The organism is Pseudomonas mercuritolerans (assembly GCF_025706525.1).
Lineage (GTDB): Bacteria > Pseudomonadota > Gammaproteobacteria > Pseudomonadales > Pseudomonadaceae > Aquipseudomonas > Aquipseudomonas mercuritolerans.
The window spans coordinates 158,779-176,307 of the sequence record NZ_JAMSHA010000010.1; the positions used below are offsets into that span (position 1 = coordinate 158,779).

The 17,529-nt window shown below is 59.8% G+C and carries 15 protein-coding genes, 1 tRNA gene and 1 pseudogene; 5 read left to right on the forward strand and 12 right to left on the reverse strand.

What is annotated here, in order from left to right:
- Nucleotides 1-197 precede the first annotated feature (197 nt).
- Both cra and ND528_RS25120 read left to right on the forward strand, forming a co-directional pair.
- A complete protein-coding gene (gene cra / locus ND528_RS25115) occupies nt 198-1,193 on the forward strand; it encodes a catabolite repressor/activator (protein ID WP_110646628.1) in 996 nt (331 codons plus the stop codon).
- A gap of 3 nt (nt 1,194-1,196) precedes the next feature.
- Nucleotides 1,197-1,973, forward strand: a complete 777-nt coding sequence (locus tag ND528_RS25120) for a TatD family hydrolase (RefSeq protein WP_263471446.1) — start codon at nt 1,197-1,199, stop codon at nt 1,971-1,973.
- Between the two features lie 124 nt (nt 1,974-2,097).
- On the opposite strand, the gene ND528_RS28540 is transcribed toward ND528_RS25120, so the two are convergent.
- The 5 genes and pseudogenes from ND528_RS28540 to ND528_RS25140 form a co-directional block, all read right to left on the reverse strand.
- Nucleotides 2,098-3,027, reverse strand: coding sequence for a methyl-accepting chemotaxis protein (locus tag ND528_RS28540; RefSeq protein WP_401205007.1), 930 nt, complete (start codon nt 3,025-3,027; stop codon nt 2,098-2,100).
- Nucleotides 3,004-4,095: pseudogene (locus ND528_RS28545) on the reverse strand (methyl-accepting chemotaxis protein); the annotation flags it as partial. The gene ND528_RS28540 and the pseudogene ND528_RS28545, both read right to left, overlap by 24 nt.
- Nucleotides 4,096-4,390: 295 nt before the next feature.
- A complete protein-coding gene (gene ampE, locus ND528_RS25130) occupies nt 4,391-5,230 on the reverse strand; it encodes a regulatory signaling modulator protein AmpE (protein WP_212615298.1) in 840 nt (279 codons plus the stop codon).
- Nucleotides 5,227-5,787, reverse strand: a complete 561-nt coding sequence (ampD, locus tag ND528_RS25135; RefSeq protein ID WP_137215527.1) for a 1,6-anhydro-N-acetylmuramyl-L-alanine amidase AmpD — start codon at nt 5,785-5,787, stop codon at nt 5,227-5,229. The genes ampE and ampD overlap by 4 nt, the downstream gene beginning before the upstream one ends.
- Before the next feature lie 64 nt (nt 5,788-5,851).
- Nucleotides 5,852-8,032, reverse strand: a complete 2,181-nt coding sequence (locus ND528_RS25140) for a DUF1631 domain-containing protein (RefSeq protein ID WP_263471448.1) — start codon at nt 8,030-8,032, stop codon at nt 5,852-5,854.
- 266 nt (nt 8,033-8,298) lie between these two features.
- On the opposite strand from ND528_RS25140, the gene nadC reads away from it, so the two are divergent.
- Nucleotides 8,299-9,147: a carboxylating nicotinate-nucleotide diphosphorylase gene (nadC, locus tag ND528_RS25145; protein ID WP_212615296.1), complete on the forward strand. Its 849-nt coding sequence runs from the start codon at nt 8,299-8,301 to the stop codon at nt 9,145-9,147.
- A gap of 129 nt (nt 9,148-9,276) precedes the next feature.
- Here the strand turns inward: nadC and ND528_RS25150 are convergent, their stop codons facing one another.
- A complete protein-coding gene (locus ND528_RS25150; protein WP_137215529.1) occupies nt 9,277-9,576 on the reverse strand; it encodes a DUF6388 family protein in 300 nt (99 codons plus the stop codon).
- 354 nt (nt 9,577-9,930) lie between these two features.
- Between ND528_RS25150 and ND528_RS25155 the strand changes: the two genes are divergently transcribed.
- Both ND528_RS25155 and ND528_RS25160 read left to right on the forward strand, forming a co-directional pair.
- The gene (locus ND528_RS25155) at nt 9,931-10,182 is read left to right on the forward strand and encodes a type II toxin-antitoxin system HicA family toxin (RefSeq protein WP_122692821.1); all 252 of its coding nucleotides are present in this window, start codon (nt 9,931-9,933) and stop codon (nt 10,180-10,182) included.
- Complete coding sequence (locus ND528_RS25160; protein WP_122601821.1) at nt 10,179-10,520, forward strand: type II toxin-antitoxin system HicB family antitoxin; 342 nt, start codon at nt 10,179-10,181, stop codon at nt 10,518-10,520. Before ND528_RS25155 ends, ND528_RS25160 begins: the two co-directional genes overlap by 4 nt.
- Nucleotides 10,521-10,540: 20 nt before the next feature.
- Here the strand turns inward: ND528_RS25160 and ND528_RS25165 are convergent.
- From ND528_RS25165 to infB, 6 genes are all read right to left on the reverse strand, one after another.
- A tRNA-Thr gene (locus ND528_RS25165) sits at nt 10,541-10,613 on the reverse strand.
- Between the two features lie 157 nt (nt 10,614-10,770).
- Nucleotides 10,771-12,876, reverse strand: a complete 2,106-nt coding sequence (pnp, locus tag ND528_RS25170) for a polyribonucleotide nucleotidyltransferase (RefSeq protein ID WP_024011572.1) — start codon at nt 12,874-12,876, stop codon at nt 10,771-10,773.
- 204 nt (nt 12,877-13,080) lie between these two features.
- Nucleotides 13,081-13,350 carry a 30S ribosomal protein S15 gene (rpsO, locus tag ND528_RS25175; protein WP_016771751.1) on the reverse strand — a complete coding sequence of 90 codons (270 nt, stop codon included), beginning with the start codon at nt 13,348-13,350 and terminating at the stop codon, nt 13,081-13,083.
- A gap of 143 nt (nt 13,351-13,493) precedes the next feature.
- Entirely contained in the window at nt 13,494-14,411 is a 918-nt protein-coding gene (gene truB, locus ND528_RS25180) for a tRNA pseudouridine(55) synthase TruB (RefSeq protein ID WP_024011571.1), read from the reverse strand.
- Between the two features lie 4 nt (nt 14,412-14,415).
- Complete coding sequence (gene rbfA / locus ND528_RS25185; RefSeq protein ID WP_016771753.1) at nt 14,416-14,817, reverse strand: 30S ribosome-binding factor RbfA; 402 nt, start codon at nt 14,815-14,817, stop codon at nt 14,416-14,418.
- A gap of 159 nt (nt 14,818-14,976) precedes the next feature.
- Nucleotides 14,977-17,505 (reverse strand): translation initiation factor IF-2, encoded by a 2,529-nt coding sequence (gene infB, locus ND528_RS25190; RefSeq protein WP_024011570.1) that lies wholly within the window; start codon nt 17,503-17,505, stop codon nt 14,977-14,979.
- Nucleotides 17,506-17,529 lie beyond the last annotated feature (24 nt).

Below are 17,529 nucleotides of genomic sequence, written 5' to 3' on the forward strand. Positions count from 1 at the left end.
ACCGGCCAAAGGCGTCTAAAACGTAGAAAATACGCTTGCTGAAACGTTTAATCTAGATTGATCGGCACGTTACTCGATAATGTCTCATCCTTGAAGTCCAACTTGTCGGAAGCGCGTAGACAATAAGTCGGCTGCCCTTATCGGGTAGGATTGGCGAAAATGTCGCGGCATGCTCGAAAAAACAAGGAAATACCGGGTTGAAACTCAGTGATATCGCGCGGTTGGCCGGCGTCTCCGTCACCACCGCCAGCTACGTCATCAACGGCAAGGCCGAACAGCAACGCATCAGCAACGCGACCGTCGAGCGCGTGCGCGCGGTGGTCGATCTGCACGGCTTCACGCCCAATCCGCAAGCGGCCGGCCTGCGCAGTCGGCACACGCGCACCCTGGGCTTTATCCTGCCGGATCTGGAAAACCCCAGTTACGCGCGGATCGCCAAGTTGCTCGAACAAGGCGCGCGGGCGCGCGGTTATCAATTGCTGATCGCCAGCTCCGACGATGCGCCGGACAGCGAGCGCCAGTTGCTGCAACTGTTCCGCGCGCGTCGCTGCGATGCGCTGATCGTCGCCAGTTGCCTGCCGGCCGGCGATGACAGCTACCGCCAGTTGCAGGCCAAGGGTCTGCCGATCATCGCCATCGACCGGGTCATGGAGCCGGAGCATTTCTGCTCGGTGATCAGCGACGACCGCGAGGCCAGCCTGCACCTGACCCAGAGCCTGCTCGATCCGCAGCCTAAGCAGATCGTGCTCCTCGGCGCCCGCCCGGAGCTGAGCATCAGCCAGGAGCGTGCCGCCGGTTTCCGCGAGGCTCTCAAAGATTTCAAAGGTGAGGTGCTGGTCGAGCACGCCGAGTCGTTCAGCCGTGAGTGCGGCAAGCAACTGATGGAAGAACTCCTGCAGCGTCTGGGGCATTTGCCTGACGCGCTGGTGACCACTTCCTACGTGCTGCTGCAAGGCGTGTTCGATGCCCTGCATGATTTCCCGCTGAAATCGCGGCCGCTGCGCCTCGGCACCTTCGGCGACACGCAGTTGCTGGATTTCCTGCCGCTGCCGGTCAACGCCATGTCCCAGCAACACCAGTTAATCGCCGACAAGGCCTTGGAACTGGCCTTGGCCGCGGTCGAGCAGGATGACTACCAACCGGGCGTGCAAGCCATCGCGCGGACCTTCAAGCAGCGTATTCATCGGGACTGAAGCGTGGAGCTGATCGACAGTCACACCCACCTCGATTTCCCCGACTTCGACGCCGATCGCGCCGAGTTGCTGGCCGAAAGCCGCGCTCTCGGCGTGCGGCGCATCGTCGTGCTGGGCGTGCATCAGGGCAACTGGCAACGGGTGTGGGATCTGGTGCAGAGCGATGCCGAGCTGTACGCGGCGTTCGGATTGCACCCGGTGTTTCTCGATCAGCATCGGCCCGAGGATTTGCATGCGCTGGGGGACTGGCTGACGCGCTTGCGCGGGCATCGGCAGTTATGCGCGGTGGGCGAGATCGGTCTGGATTACTTCATCGAAACCCTCGATCGCGAACGGCAACAGGCATTGTTTGAAGCGCAGCTGCAACTGGCCGCGGATTTCGAGTTGCCGGCGCTGATCCACGTACGCCGCAGCCACGCAGCGGTGATCGCCACGCTCAAGCGCTTCAAGCTCAAACGCGCCGGCATCATCCACGCCTTCGCCGGCAGCCGCGAAGAAGCGCGGGAATACATCAAGCTTGGTTTCAAACTGGGCCTCGGCGGCGCACCGACCTGGCCGCAGGCATTGCGCATGCATCGGGTGCTGCCGGAACTGCCGCTGCAATCGGTGGTACTGGAAACCGACTCACCAGACATGGCCCCCGCCATGTTCCCCGGCCAGCGCAACAGCCCGGCGCATTTGCCGGCAATCTGTGCGGCGTTGGCCGAGCTGATAAATATCACGCCTGAACAACTGGCCAACGCCAGCACCGCCAACTGCTGCGCAGTCTTCGGCTGGTAACACCGCCATCCCCTGTGGGAGCGAGCCTGCTCGCGAAAGCAATCTGTCAGTGACATCGTCAATGCCTGACCCACCGCCTTCGCGAGCAGGCTCGCTCCCACATTTTTGATCCGGTTCCAGCCTTTCAGACGCGAAACGCGCTGATCAGTTGTTTGAGCTCAACCACCTGCGCCGACAGCGCGCGGCTGGCATCTTCGGTCTGGTGCGCACCTTGCGCTGTGCGTTCGCCAGCGCGGTTGATTTCGACGATGTTCTGGTCGATGTCATGGGCCACGGCGGTCTGCTGTTCGACGGCAGCGGCGATCTGCTGGTTCTGGTCGACGATCATGCCCACCGCGCCAAGAATGTTTTCCAGCGCCTGCTGGACCTTTTCCGACTGGCCCACCGTGCCATTGGCCATTTGATGGCTGACGCCCATGGCCTTCACCGCCGCGCCGACGCCGCCATGCAGTTTGGCAATCATCTGCTCGATCTCCTCGGTCGATTGCTGGGTGCGCTTGGCCAAGGTGCGCACTTCGTCGGCGACCACGGCAAAACCGCGCCCCTGCTCGCCGGCCCGGGCCGCTTCAATCGCGGCGTTGAGCGCCAGCAGGTTGGTCTGTTCGGCGATGCTCTTGATCACCTCAAGCACACGGCTGATCGACTGGCTGTCGCTGGCCAGTTGATTGATCACCAGCACCGACTGATCGATTTCGCTGGCCAGCGCGGCAATGCTGCCCTGCTGCGATTCCACCAGACCGCGACCGCTCAGGGTCTCATCGTTGACGCTGTGGGCGCTGCTCACCGCAGCGGCGGCACTGCGAGCGACTTCCATTGAAGTCGCCGACATCTGGTTCATCGCCGTCGCAACTTGTTCGATCTGCGTACGTTGCCCGGCGACCGCCTGATTGCTCTGCGCCGATACGCTTTCGACCTGCCCGGCCTGACGTTCGACCTCGCCGACGGTATGACCGACGCGCTCGATCAGGTCGTGAATCTTCTTCACCGTGCCGTTGAACACCTCGCCCAACTCGCCCAGTTCATCGCGGCTGCTGGCCTTGAAGTTGACAGTCATGTCACCGGCCGCAACCTTGTCCATCATCGCCCCCAGGCTTTTCAGGGTGGTGCGGGTCGAGGCGTAAAAACCGCCATAAAGATAGAAAATCAGCACGAACACCACCGACAGCGCCGAGGCTTGCAGAATCATGTGCGTGCGGTTCTGCGCCAGTCGCTGCTGCAACTGGCTGTCGAGGAATTTCAGCGTGGCCTGATTGAGCTGGTAGGTGTGTTCCATCAGCCCGGTGACCTGATCGTAGAATGCCTGCCACGGCGCATCGAGGGTGTCGGCCATCACCACTTGCTCTTCGAACAGCTCGCTGGCCTGTTTGAGCGAAGCCTTGCTGCTGTCGGCCTGGGCACTGAGGGATTCGCGTGCGGCGTTGCTGGAGCCGAGGGCGTCTTGCAGTTTCAGGGCGTACTCGGCCTGGAGTTTTTCGATCTGCACCAGCAACTCGTCAAAACGCGTGCTCGAGGAACTGTTGAGAAAGCCCTGGCCCAACGAATACGCACCCATCGCTCGGCCTTCGCCGAGGGTTTGCGTCACGCTGGGGGTAATCAGCGTCACCAGTTCGCTGAGCTGACGAATGTCGCTCTGGTTGTCGCGGCTCAACCCGGCCTGACTGGTGATGATCTGGCTGAAAATCTGCGCACTGGCCAGCAACTTGCCGATCAACGCGCTTTTGCTTTGCAGCGAGCTCTCCGCCTGCTGGGCCTTGAACGCGGCGATCATTTCATCGCGCTTGGCCTCGAATTGCCTGATCTGTTCGGGATCCTCGGTCATCGCCGTCAGCCCTTCGAGGCGCGCGAGCACAGCCTGCTCCAGCGTCTGGATCTGCGCTTCGACATTGCCGGCCTTGCCGGACTGGCCGAGGGTGACATCGATCTGCACCAGATTGTTCAGGGTTTCCAGATCCCGACGCAGGGTCAGGCTGCTGCCCAGCAGGTCGAGGCTCTGCAGTTCGACGCGGGTGCCCTGAAATTCGCGATAGGAATCGCGCACCAGATAGAAATTGGTCACCAGCATCGGCACCAGGAACAGCACGCTGATCAGGCTGAACTTCATGCCGAAGCTCAGACGGTTCATCAGCGAGACGGCGGGATAGAGCAAGCTCTTCACTGGAAGTCTCCCTTGGTTTTTCTTGTTTTTATTGGCAGGCGCGGGACGACAGCAGATAGCCACTATCGGGCGCTATCTCTGTATAGCGTAAATCGGCGGGAGGTTTTGTAACTTAAGGTTAATGGCGATGCAGTGATCGCCGAATCAAAAGCAAAAAGATCGCAGCCCGAGCCTTCGGCAGCTCCTACAGGGAAATGCGTTCCAAGGTAAGAGCTGCCGAAGGCTCGGGCCGCGATCGGACGATCTTTTGATCTTGCTGTAATCAGTGAACCAGAACCGTCCACAAGGCAAACCCGGCATACCACAGCACCGCCGCACGCAGCAGCAGTTCCCACAGGCAATCGAGGGTGTTGATGCCGTCCGGGCCGACCACTGGCGGTGGAACTTCCCCGGCTGCCAGGCCGACCTTGTTGATCAACTGCGCAGCGCTGATGTTCCAGTTCAGCAGCTCATGCAGCATCACCCGGCTGACCGCGACGAAGTTGCCGACCAATGCAAGACTCGCCGCCAGCAAACGCACCGGCACCCAATCGAAGGCATGACGCAGCTGAGCAGCACGCTCGACCAGCGCCACAGTGCTGCCGTGCTCTTCGGCCAGCGCCAACAGGCGATAGGCCAATGCCGCCACCGGGCCGAGGAGGAAATACCAGAAGATCACCGCAAAGAAACTCTGGTAGGCCTGCCACAGCAGATGCCCCTGCACTTGCTCGAGCAATTGCTCGCCGCTGTCGGCGCAGATGTCCAGGTCGCGCTTGGCCACGTGGGCCGCCGCTTGCAGATCCTCACGGCGCCAGGCATCGCGGAACGGCCCGAGGCCGCCGAGCAGATCGCCGCGTCCGAGGCTGTAAATCACCACCAGCAAATGCACCGGCAGCGCCAGCAGACCGTACGCCACCGGTTCGAGCACCAGCAGCAACAGCGCCAGCAACGCCACCGGGCACAGCACCAGAATCGTCAGCACCAGCCACGGTTGCCTGGCCAGCCGTTTGCTGTTTTCGAGTTTGTGCAGTTCGCGGATCCATCCGCCGTCGCGTTGAAGCCGATGGCGCAGGGCCGAAAATTTCTCGATCCACACCGCCAGCAGTAACACCAGAAAACTCATTGTCCTTCCTCTTTTGCCAGGGCCGCGCGGTAGCGTGCCCAGTCGAATGCCGGTCCCGGATCGGTCTTGCGCCCCGGAGCGATATCGCTGTGGCCGCAGATACGCTGGTCGGTGATCGCCGGAAAGCGTTTCTGCAACTGCCGGGTCAGCGCCGTCAGCGCCCGATACTGTTCGTCGGTAAACGGCAGATCATCGGTGCCTTCCAGCTCGATGCCCACGGAAAAATCGTTACAGGTTTCGCGGCCTTCGAACAGCGAAACGCCGGCATGCCACGCCCGCGCAAGACAGGAGACAAACTGGGTGATCTTGCCGTCACGTTCGATCAGGAAATGCGCCGAGACGCGCAGGTCAGCGATGCCTGCAAAGTACGGGTGTTCGGTGACATCCAGACGATTCTGGAAAAATTCCTGGACCTTGCCGGTGGCGAATTGCGCCGGCGGCAGGCTGATGTTGTGGATGACCAACAGTGACACTTCGCCCGCCGGGCGCTCATTGAAGTTGGGCGACGGGCAGATCTGCACGCCATGACACCACCCGCTCGCGGGATCCAACTGCATACCGATTCCTTCAACGCCGACCATGTGGGCGCCCAGTATGCCGCGATCCGCCCCCGCCGCGCGATCACTTGCCGCGATTGAGTTGCCGCAGGTCGCCCAGCACCGATTCCAGTGCGCGGTCGAACAGCAAGGTGTCATCCAGCGCACGCGCGGCGCCACGGCTGAAAGCCAAGGCGAGGTCGGTGCGGCTGTGCTCCAGCACTTTCGTCCCGGTGCGGTCGACGAAGACATATTTGCCGGTCTCTTCGATGATCGCGGCGAGTTTGCAACGCAAGGTCTGTTCGTCGTCTGCGTCGAACACCACCCAGTGGCCCACACGCAACTGCTCGACCTGAGACAGACCGGCAGCGTCTTGCGCCAGGCGCGGCGCCGGGGTGGCTGCTGCCTGGTCGGCGCTGTGCTGCAAGACCTCGGGCGTGATTTCGATCAGCGGCGTAACGCTGTGCTCGGCTTCGTCGGAACGCTCCAGTACGCGCACGTGCAGAGCCTCCAGCTCGCTGAAGAATTCGCTGGTGGCAAACGGGTCGAAAGCCGTGCTGCTGAGGCCATCGCGCAGCGACTTGAGCAAACCCGGGACCAGTGCCAGCAGGCGCAGGCTGGATTCGCCGTCGTCATGGCGCTGCACGCTCCAGACCAACTGTTCCATGGTCTGCACATCGGCGTGCCATTCGGCGGACTGATCACCGTGCTTGAGGCAGGTCAGCAACAGCACTTTGCTCCAGGCCTGCTGGACGAAACTCACCACCGTCGCCGGCAGCACTTTGCCCAGCAGCGCCTGTTGCAACGCCTGCGCAACGCGATGCTGAGCCAGCTCGGCCTTCGCCCGGCCTTCCTCGGCATCGCGCAAGCGTTGTTCGAGCAGTTCAGTGCGATGGCGTTCTTCCTGAGTGAAGGCGAGGAAGTCGGCGAGCAGTTCGGAGAAGATCGCCGGGTCGTCAACAAAATCACTCAGCAAGCGTTGCACCACTTGCTCGATGCGCACGTAGAGGCTGTCCCGCTCAGCGCCGTCAAAATCGCTCCAGCCCATTGCGGCCTCGGCGATTTCGTTGAGCAGGCGCCGCGCCGGGTGCGTGCTGCGGCTGAAGAAATTCTTGTCGAGCACGGCGACCTTGAGCATCGGAATCTGCAATCGGCCGATCAGCGCCTTGAGCGCGTCAGGCAGGTTGCGATCATCGAGGATGCAGTCAAAGACCATGGCGATCAGGTTGATCACATCTTCGTCGGCAGTCGCGACAACGCGGGAACGACCGCTTCTGACGCTGACCCGGGTCAGCAACTGCTCGAGCTGATGGCGCAGATCGAAATCTTCCTGAGCCTCGAGCGCCGGTACGTATTGCTGCAAGTGCGACAACAAGCGCAGCAGATCACGGGTATTGATCGGGTGCGCCGGGGCGCCGGGTTCCAGTGTGGGTGTGACGCGGCCACGCACCTGGGCGAGCAATTGCTGCATCGCCGCGAATACTTCCTCGACGCCTTCGTCCGCTGGCGGCGACTCGTCGAGATCTTCAATCAATGTGTCGCTGTCCGCAGGCTCGACAACACGACGAGCCATGGCGGGCTTCAGATGTGGCAACACGCCGGTGGCGAGCAACAACTGATTGGCCTCGCCATACAGCTGCTCGGTGTCAGCCAGCACATAGCGTTCGAACAACTTGAGCAGGATCAGCTTGACCTTGATCTCGACGCCGAGGTTACGCCCGGCCTGCAGGAAATATTCGCAGAGCATCGCCGGGCTCAGCGGGTTGTGCTGATCGTCCAGGCGCTTGCCGAGCATGGAGCTGAAGCGTGCAGTCAGTTGATCGAGAGCGAAGCCGTCGCGCTTGAGCACGCGACTGACCATGGTCTGCACGGCCACGGTGCGCTCCATGGCATCGGTGCGCGGCGCCGATTCTTCGACCACCGGCGTGCGTGGCAGGGTGTTGGCGGCGGGATCGTATTGGGTAAGGCTGGCGAAAGCCTCAAAGAACAGTTCAAGAAAGCCGCGCTCGATGTTCTTGCGCTTGAGGCGCAGGTCGCGCATTGCTTCGAAAAAGATGTTCTGATCGACGTCGTTGCGCGCCCGGTCGGCCATTTCGAACAACGTGTCGTCGGCGTTATCGAACAGCTCCTGCAAATCGTGGCGCAGCTGCTGCGCAGCCTTGTCGCGAACCTGCAACAGAATCACCGGCAAGCGGGCAAGCGGCGAGTGGTCCGCCAGATCGGCAGTCGCCCGGTGCAAAGGCACCACTTTCCCGTCGTTGCGCATCCAAGCCTCCTGGAACGGTGATTCGGTTCGTCGCTTTCGACACTGCCCCAGCGGAGTCGTTCGTCAAAGCCATGACGTCAAATACAAGGCGGATTATCTGGCAAAAGATGTCGACGATGCTATAGGCCTCAGGGTTTCCCCTATACGCCACGCCCACGCACTCGGCTCAGAAAAATCGACCAGATGCGTCAGGCACGCGCGTTCTCGCCTTGGGTTGGCTCGCGCCCTGCCCCTATAATCGAACCACTTTGTTTGTGGAGTTCGTTATGCCGAATCTACGTCTCGCCGATCTGACCGCCGAAATCGAAAACAACGTGCGCCGTGCGTTGCTCGAAGACGTCGGCAGCGGCGACATCACCGCGCAACTGATCCCGGCCGAACGCCTGGCCAAAGCCACCATCATCACCCGTGACGACGCGGTCATCTGCGGCACCGCGTGGGTCGATGCGGTGTTTCGCCAGCTCGATCCGCGCGTGGCGGTGCATTGGCAAGTGGTCGACGGCCAGCGGGTCAAAGCCAATCAGCCGCTGTTTCATCTGGAAGGCCCCGCGCGCTCACTGCTGACCGGTGAACGCAGCGCGCTGAATTTCCTGCAGTTGCTGTCCGGCGTGGCGACGCGCGCGCAGTACCTGGCGGACTTCGTCGGCGAAACGCAGGTCAAGTTGCTCGACACGCGCAAAACTCTTCCCGGCCTGCGCCTGGCACAGAAATACGCAGTGACCTGCGGCGGCTGCCACAACCACCGCATCGGTCTGTACGATGCCTTCCTGATCAAGGAAAACCACATCGCCGCCAGCGGCGGCATCGCCGAAGCCGTGGCCGCCGCACACAAGATCGCCCCGGGCAAACCGGTGGAGATCGAAGTGGAAAGTCTTGAAGAGCTGAAGCAGGCGCTGGAAGCCGGCGCCGACATCATCATGCTCGACGAACTGAGCCTGGACGACATGCGCGAAGCGGTACGCCTGACCGCCGGCAACGCGAAACTGGAAGCCAGCGGCGGCATCAACGAAAACACGCTGCTGCCGATCGCCGAAACGGGTGTGGATTACATCTCGATCGGCGCAATGACCAAGGATGTCAAAGCGGTGGACCTGTCGATGCGACTGAGCCTCTAAACGCAGCGGCAAGCTACAAGCTACAAGCTACAAGCTACAAGCTACAAGCTACAAGCTACAAGCTACAAGCCAAGCGACTTTGCTTTGACTTGCAGCTTGTAGCTAGAAGCTAGAAGCTCGCATCTGCTCTTATACGACGAGATTATTCATCTCGCAGTACTCATACCACTCGACACCCAATACTTCCGCCGCTTCCTTGTGCAGCACGAGGCGCTGCGCCTCGAACTCCTCCGGCGTGCTCGTGTACTTGAGGGTCAGCTCCCACGGCTGCAAGCCCCGCGCTTCGGCTTCGTCCTCGAAGGCCCACTGGATCTGGTCTTTCTGATCATCGGGACTCAGGTCCTTGATCTCTTCCTTCAGGTCCGGCACATCCAGAAGGTATTTTTCCAGCGCTTGTTCGTGGCGTTGCTGTTGGGTCAATTCAGTCATGGGGTTCTCGCTGATCTTAGGAATGGAGGATGGATCTGGATCATCAAGGATCTCTCTGACGCAGGAAGTCATTGGAAGCTCGGTTTTTCCTGGCCTTCAGGACCATTCGTGGATCATCTGAAAACAACGGCGCTTGCTTGTCTGGTACGAAGGAATCCTAACAGAGACGCAAGCCAGTGCAACCGGCGGAATGAAATGAAGGGTGGTATGCGCTTGGTTACAGTTTCCTGTTTCCATGCGCGAAATTCACTGCGTATAAATCCTCGCCATCGCCTTTGAGGTCAAGGCGAACGAAACCTTCACATTGACCGCCCAAAAACAGGCAACTATATTCAGTTGCAATCATAGGCCAGCATGTCAAAGACTGAAAAACTTCTCGCCAAACTAGTCAACGGCCACAGCGCATTCACATGGTCCGAGCTTGTTACCCTGTTGGGGCGCCTTGGTTACTCTCAGCTGGAAGGATCAGGTAGCAGGATCAAATTCGACAACGGGAATCCGAGCGCAATGATCAACCTGCACAAGCCACATCCCGGAAATGAAATCAAAACATACGCAAGACGTCAGATTATCGAGCAACTGAAAACAGGAGGCCTGATTCCATGAGTTCCCAGCTGCACTACAAAGGCTATGTTGGCTCTATCGAGGCGAGCACGGAAGATAAGTGCCTGTTCGGAAAACTCCTTTTCATCAGGGCGCTGGTTAATTATGAAGGACAAACGGTGGCTGAACTGGAAGCAGCCTTTCGCGAGGCGGTAGATGACTATTTACAAACCTGTCAGCAGCTCGGGCAGAAGCCTGAAATCCCATGCAAAGGATCGTTCAATGTTCGCATCGGTCACGATCTGCATTTAGCAGCGGCTCTGGCGGCAACCCGTCAAAATTTGTCGCTGAATGATCTGACACGTCAAGCACTGAACGAATACCTCCAACACCACGCATAAAACCGACGGCGAAAATTTTTTGCCCGAGACAGGAATCGAACCTGCGACCTTCGCGTTACGAGTGCGCTGCTCTACCGGCTGAGCTACACGGGCGGTGGGCTAAACCTAGCACCGGTCTCGAGCTGCGGCAAATTTGTGGGTTGTCTGATGGTTTTCTTTTGAGAACTACAATTTCTTTATTTCAGATAAAAAAATGCCCCCGCCGTTTGCACGGCGGGGGCATCTTCATTGCGCTAAAGCGTTGGGGTGATTAAACGCCCGAAGCCTTGGCAGCTGCCACGTCTTTGATGGACAGCTTGATACGGCCGCGGTTGTCCACGTCCAGTACCAGCACTTCCACTTCCTGGCCTTCTTTCAGGATGTCGGTGACTTTCTCTACGCGAGCGTCGCTCAGCATCGAGATGTGCACCAGACCGTCCTTGCCCGGCAGGATGTTGACGAACGCGCCGAAGTCGACGATGCGCTCAACCTTGCCGACGTAGATCTTGCCGATCTCGGCTTCTGCAGTGATGCTCAGAACGCGCTGACGCGCTGCTTCTGCGGCATCCTTGGTTTCGCCGAAGATCTTGATCGAACCGTCGTCTTCGATGTCGATCGAAGCCTTGGTTTCTTCGCAGATCGCACGGATGGTCGCGCCACCTTTGCCGATAACGTCACGGATCTTGTCGGTGTCGATCTTCATCGCGATCATGGTCGGAGCGTTGGCCGACAGTTCGGTACGCGACTGGCCAATGATCTGGTTCATCTGGCCGAGGATGTTCAGGCGCGCTTCAAGGGCCTGGCCCAGAGCGATTTCCATGATCTCTTCGGTGATGCCCTTGATCTTGATGTCCATCTGCAGTGCGGTAACGCCTTTGGCGGTACCGGCTACCTTGAAGTCCATGTCGCCCAGGTGATCTTCGTCGCCGAGGATGTCGGTCAGAACGGCGAACTTCTCGCCTTCTTTAACCAGACCCATGGCGATACCGGCCACCGGTGCCTTCATCGGTACACCAGCGTCCATCAGCGCGAGGGAAGCACCGCACACGGAAGCCATCGAGCTCGAACCGTTGGATTCGGTGATTTCCGACACCACGCGGATGGTGTATGGGAACACGTCAGCGGCTGGCAGCATGGCCGAAACCGAACGACGGGCCAGACGGCCGTGACCGATTTCGCGACGACCGGCACCACCCATGCGACCACACTCGCCTACCGAGAACGGCGGGAAGTTGTAGTGCAGCATGAACGGGTCTTTCTTTTCGCCTTCCAGGGTGTCCAGCAGTTGCGCGTCACGGGCGGTGCCCAGTGTTGCAACAACCAGTGCCTGGGTTTCGCCACGGGTGAACAGTGCCGAACCGTGAGTCTTCGGCAGAACGCCGACTTCGATGTTCAGCGGACGTACAGTCTTGGTGTCGCGGCCGTCGATACGTGGCTTGCCGTTAACGATGTTTTCGCGAACAGTGCGGTATTCGATTTCGCCGAAAGCGGCTTTGACTTCAGCAGCGCTTGGCTGGCCTTCTTCCCCGGACAGCTTGGCAACCACCTGGTCCTTCAGCTCACCCAGGCGAGCGTAACGGTCGGCCTTGATGGTGATGGTGTAAGCCTGGGAGATCGCTTCGCCGAACTCGGCACGGATCGCGCCCAGCAGCTCGGTGGCTTCTGGCGCAGGAGCCCAGTTCCAGGTTGGCTTGGCGGCTTCGGCAGCCAGTTCCTTCACAGCGTTGATCACAACCTGGAATTCGTCGTGAGCGAACAGTACCGCGCCCAGCATCTGGTCTTCGGTCAGTTCTTTGGCTTCCGATTCAACCATCAGCACGGCGTCGGAAGTACCGGCAACGACCATGTCCAGGCTCGAAGCGGCTTGCTGTTCGTAAGTCGGGTTCAGCAGGTAGCCGGTGCTTTCGTGGAAAGCCACGCGAGCGGCGCCGATCGGGCCGTCGAACGGAATGCCGGAAATGGCCAGGGCAGCCGAGGTACCGATCATCGCAGCGATGTCCGGATCGGTCTTCTTGCTGGTGGAAACGACGGTGCAGACAACCTGCACTTCGTTCATGAAGCCTTCTGGGAACAGCGGACGGATCGGACGGTCGATCAGTCGGGAAGTCAGGGTTTCTTTCTCGGAAGGACGGCCTTCACGCTTGAAGAAACCGCCAGGGATCTTACCGGCAGCGTAAGTCTTTTCCTGGTAATGAACGGACAGAGGGAAGAAGCCCTTGCCCGGATCGGCTTGCTTTGCACCGACAACAGTCACCAACACGCTGACGTCGTCGTCAACGGTGACCAATACTGCGCCGGAGGCCTGACGGGCGATACGGCCTGTCTCGAGGGTAACGGTCGATTGACCGAACTGGAATTTTTTGATTACCGGGTTCACGGTGTCCTACCTTCTTTGTGGCTCTTGGGGGAAACGGTTTCTTGCGAATTCTTGGGCAATCTCGGGAATCGGCCCGATGGCAATTGTCCGGGTGCTACAGGTAAAGCCATGCTGCAGATAAAACTTGAGGCTGGGAGCCTGCAAGGCGCCAGCGGAAAACCGCTGACGCCCGACAGACCACCAACCTCATAGCGCAATCGCTGATTAGCGACGCAGACCCAGGCGAGCGATCAGCGCGGCGTACCGGCTTACGTCCTTGCCTTTCAGGTAGTCCAGCAGCTTGCGACGCTGGTTAACCATGCGGATCAGACCACGACGGGAGTGGTGATCTTTACCGTTGGCCTTGAAGTGACCTTGCAGTTTGTTGATGTTGGCGGTCAGCAGTGCAACCTGCACTTCTGGCGAACCAGTGTCACCAACAGCTTGCTGGTAGTCAGCAACGATTTGAGCTTTTTCTTGAACGTCGAGAGCCATGAGGCAATCCTTCCTTATCAGGAAACTGTTTCAGGGAAACAGCTTCAACAGGCCAGGGACAAATCCCTGTATCTATAAATGAGTAGTGACCATGCCTGTTAACAGCCACACTCGCCGGCCCGCTTAACGCAGACCGGTTCCGGTCATTCTGACCGAATCAAGCGACGCGGCGCGATGCGCCCGTCTTCGCTCACTTCACCGATACCGATGAAGCGACCATTGTGATCCTGTACTCGTACCATGCCGAACTTCGGCGCATCCGGGGCACGTACCGGCTGGCCGTTGAGCCAGTAGAACGCGCTCGCTTCGGAAAAGTGCAGCAACGGCCAATCCTGCAGGCCGCTGTCCGATGGCATCAGGAAGCGATCGACCGCTTCGTTGCCGCCTTCGGCATGTACCGCTTCCAGCTCTTCGAGGGTCACGGTCTGCGCCAGGGTGAAAGGCCCGGCCTGGGTCCGGCGCAATTCTGCGACGTACGCACCACAACCGAGTTGCTCACCGATATCCTCCACCAGGGTGCGAATATAGGTGCCTTTGCTGCAGTCCACCGCAAGCCGCGCAGTATCGCCTTCGAAGGCCAGCAATTCCAAGCGCGCAATAGTAACAGAACGCGGTTCGCGCTCCACTACTTCGCCTGCACGTGCCAGTTTGTACAGCGGCTGGCCATCACGCTTGAGTGCCGAGTACATCGGCGGTATCTGACTGATTTGCCCACGAAATTTCGGCAGGACCGCTTCGACATCGGCGCGACCAACGGTCACCGGACGCTCCTGCAAAACCTCGCCTTCGGCATCGGCCGTGGTGGTGGTCTTGCCCAGTTGCGCCAGGGTCTCGTAGCCCTTGTCGGAATCGAGCAGGTATTGCGAGAACTTGGTCGCCTCGCCGAAGCACAGCGGCAACACGCCGGTGGCCAACGGATCGAGGCTGCCGGTGTGCCCGGCCTTCTCGGCATTGAGCAGCCAGCGCACCTTCTGCAACGCGGCGTTGGAGGTGAACCCCAACGGTTTGTCGAGCAGGATGATGCCGCTGACGTTACGACGGATACGTTTGACCTGAGCCACCGAATTACTCCTTGGTGTCTTCAGGTGCAGGAGCGGCAACGTGCTGATTGTCTTCAGCCACGGCGCGCTCGATCAGCGCCGACAGATGCGCGCCACGCACGACGGATTCGTCGTAGTGGAAGTGCAATTGCGGCACGCTGCGCAGCTTCATTTCGCGAGCCAGCTGCATACGCAGGAAGCCTGCGGCGGCATTGAGCACCTTGATGCTTTGCGCGATGTCTTCAGCGTTGTCCTGGCCCATCACGGTGATGAAAATCTTCGCGTGACCAACGTCACGGGACACTTCCACAGCAGTGATGGTGACCAGGCCGACGCGCGGGTCTTTGACTTCGCGACGGATCAGTTGCGCCAGCTCGCGCTGCATCTGATCGCCGATACGTTGGGTACGGCTGTATTCTTTTGCCATGATTTGTTACCTGTTACTGCCCAGCGGTGAAACCCGCAAGGTCTGAAAGCGGCAAACGCCCGGCCTGACAAAAGCCAGACCGGGCGTTGCGTTTAGAGTCCGGACGCTGTGCCGTGCATTTGCATGCTACGGCCCATCGTGGCCCTTGAAGTGCGCGAGTCAGAGGCTGCGAGCAACCTGAACCTTCTCGAAGACTTCGATCTTGTCACCGACTTTGACGTCGTTATAGCTCTTCACGCCGATACCGCATTCCATGCCGGCACGTACTTCGGAAGCGTCATCCTTGAAGCGGCGCAGGGATTCCAGCTCGCCTTCGAAGATAACGATGTCTTCACGCAGTACACGGATCGGACGGTTACGGTGCACGACACCTTCGATCACCATGCAACCGGCGATCGCGCCAAACTTCGGCGAACGGAACACATCACGCACTTCGGCCACACCCAGGATGTTCTCGCGAACATCGCTGCCGAGCATGCCGGTCAGGGCTTTCTTGACGTCTTCGATGATGTCGTAGATCACGTTGTAGTAACGCATATCCAGACCTTCCTGCTCGACGATCTTGCGAGCGCCGGCATCGGCACGCACGTTGAAGCCGAACAGTACAGCGTTGGAAGCCAGTGCCAGGTTGGCGTCGGATTCGGTGATACCACCGACACCGCCACCCACGACGCGCACTTGTACTTCGTCGTTGCCCAGGCCATTCAAGGCACCGTTCAACGCTTCCAGCGAACCACGGACGTCGGACTTGAGGACGATGTTGAGCGTCTTCTTCTCGGCCTGACCCATGTTTTCGAAGATGTTTTCCAGCTTGCCGGCGTGAGCGCGAGCGAGTTTGACTTCGCGGAACTTGCCTTGACGGAACAGAGCCACTTCACGGGCTTTCTTCTCGTCGGCAACCACGCTCATCTCGTCGCCAGCGTCCGGGGTACCGTCCAGGCCGAGGATCTCGACAGGGATGGATGGACCGGCTTCCTTGATTGGCTTGCCGTTCTCGTCGAGCATGGCACGTACACGGCCGTAGTTCGAACCGACCAGGACCATGTCGCCTTGACGCAGCGTACCATCCTGAACGAGCACGGTTGCCACCGGGCCACGACCTTTGTCGAGACGCGATTCAACCACCACACCACGGCCAGGAGCCGACGGAGTAGCTTTCAGTTCGAGAACTTCGGCCTGCAGCAGAACGGCTTCAAGCAGCTCGTCCACGCCAGTACCCATCTTCGCCGAAACCGGAACGAATGGTGTGTCGCCACCCCAGTCTTCGGAAGTCACGCCGTGAACCGACAGCTCGCTGCGGATGCGATCGAGATCGGCGCCCGGCTTGTCGATCTTGTTCACTGCAACCACCAGCGGCACGCCAGCTGCCTGAGCATGCTGAACGGCTTCGATGGTTTGCGGCATCACGCCGTCGTCCGCTGCAACCACGAGGATCACGATGTCGGTCGCCTTGGCACCACGGGCCCGCATTGCGGTAAACGCAGCGTGACCCGGGGTGTCGAGGAAAGTGACCATGCCGCGATCAGTCTCAACGTGGTATGCACCGATGTGCTGGGTGATACCGCCGGCTTCGCCAGCAGCTACCTTGGCACGACGGATGTAGTCGAGCAGGGAAGTCTTACCGTGGTCAACGTGGCCCATTACGGTCACGACTGGTGCACGGGAGAACGACTCACCTTCAAACTTCAGGGACTCGGCCAGGGAATCTTCCAGAGCGGTGTCGCTGACCAGGGTCACTTTGTGGCCCAGTTCTTCGGCTACCAGTTGAGCAGTTTCCTGATCAAGCACCTGGTTGATGGTCGCTGGGGTACCCAGTTTGAACATGAACTTGATGATTTCAGCCGCTTTGACCGACATCTGGTTGGCCAGATCGCCAACCGTGATGGTCTCGCCGATCTGCACGTCACGCACGACAGGGCCGGTCGGGCTCTGGAAACCGTGGGCGTTGCGCTTCTTCAGCTTGGCCTTGCCGCGACCACCACGACGGAAGCCATCGCTTTCTTCGTCGGTAGTGCGTGGCGCCACACGTGGCGCCGGGGCTTTTTCCTTGACCGATGCGCGATGCGGAGCGTTTTTGCGCTCGCCATCACCACCACCGCTGCGACGATTGTTGTCGTCGGCACGTGGCTTGTCCGGACGGCGCTGTTCGTTCTGCTTGTTGCGAACGTCAGCCGATGGAGCAGGAGCAGCAGCCACCGGTGCGCTTTCGCGAACAGGTTCGGCAGCGGCAGCCGGCGCCGCAACGGCGTCGCTGGCAGCGGTTTGCGCAGCAGCAGGCTGGCGACGCGCTTCTTCTTCGGCGCGCTGCTTGGCTTCTTCTTCAGCCTTCTGACGGGCAGCATTCTCTACTGCGCGACGCTCATCCAGTTCACGCTTGCGCTCGGCTTCGATTTCTTCCGGGCTGCGCTGTACGAAAACTTTCTTCTTGCGAACTTCAACGCTGATGCTCTTGCTACCAGCCACACGCAGGGTGCTGGTGGTTTTACGCTGCAGCGTGATCTTGCGTGGTTCTTCCACTTTCGCCTTGTGACTGCTCTTCAAGTGAGTCAGCAGGGATTGCTTCTCACTGTCAGTCACATTTTCGTCGGCGGCGGTGTGCGGCAGACCTGCCTCACGCATCTGCTGCAACAGGCGCTCTACCGGTGTTTTGACCTCATCGGCCAGTTGTTTCACCGTGACTTGCGTCATGCACTTCTCTCCTCAGGCCGCGCC

What these genes read in the sequence shown, in the direction of transcription:
- ND528_RS28540 (WP_401205007.1), bottom strand. Translation starts at nt 3,027, where the DNA reads ATGACTGTCAACTTCAAGGCCAGCAGCCGCGATGAACTGGGCGAGTTG.
- ampE (WP_212615298.1), bottom strand. Translation starts at nt 5,230, where the DNA reads ATGAGTTTTCTGGTGTTACTGCTGGCGGTGTGGATCGAGAAATTTTCG.
- ampD (WP_137215527.1), bottom strand. Translation starts at nt 5,787, where the DNA reads ATGCAGTTGGATCCCGCGAGCGGGTGGTGTCATGGCGTGCAGATCTGC.
- ND528_RS25140 (WP_263471448.1), bottom strand. Translation starts at nt 8,032, where the DNA reads ATGCGCAACGACGGGAAAGTGGTGCCTTTGCACCGGGCGACTGCCGAT.
- nadC (WP_212615296.1), top strand. Translation starts at nt 8,299, where the DNA reads ATGCCGAATCTACGTCTCGCCGATCTGACCGCCGAAATCGAAAACAAC.
- ND528_RS25150 (WP_137215529.1), bottom strand. Translation starts at nt 9,576, where the DNA reads ATGACTGAATTGACCCAACAGCAACGCCACGAACAAGCGCTGGAAAAA.
- ND528_RS25155 (WP_122692821.1), top strand. Translation starts at nt 9,931, where the DNA reads ATGTCAAAGACTGAAAAACTTCTCGCCAAACTAGTCAACGGCCACAGC.
- ND528_RS25160 (WP_122601821.1), top strand. Translation starts at nt 10,179, where the DNA reads ATGAGTTCCCAGCTGCACTACAAAGGCTATGTTGGCTCTATCGAGGCG.
- rpsO (WP_016771751.1), bottom strand. Translation starts at nt 13,350, where the DNA reads ATGGCTCTCGACGTTCAAGAAAAAGCTCAAATCGTTGCTGACTACCAG.
- rbfA (WP_016771753.1), bottom strand. Translation starts at nt 14,817, where the DNA reads ATGGCAAAAGAATACAGCCGTACCCAACGTATCGGCGATCAGATGCAG.
- infB (WP_024011570.1), bottom strand. Translation starts at nt 17,505, where the DNA reads ATGACGCAAGTCACGGTGAAACAACTGGCCGATGAGGTCAAAACACCG.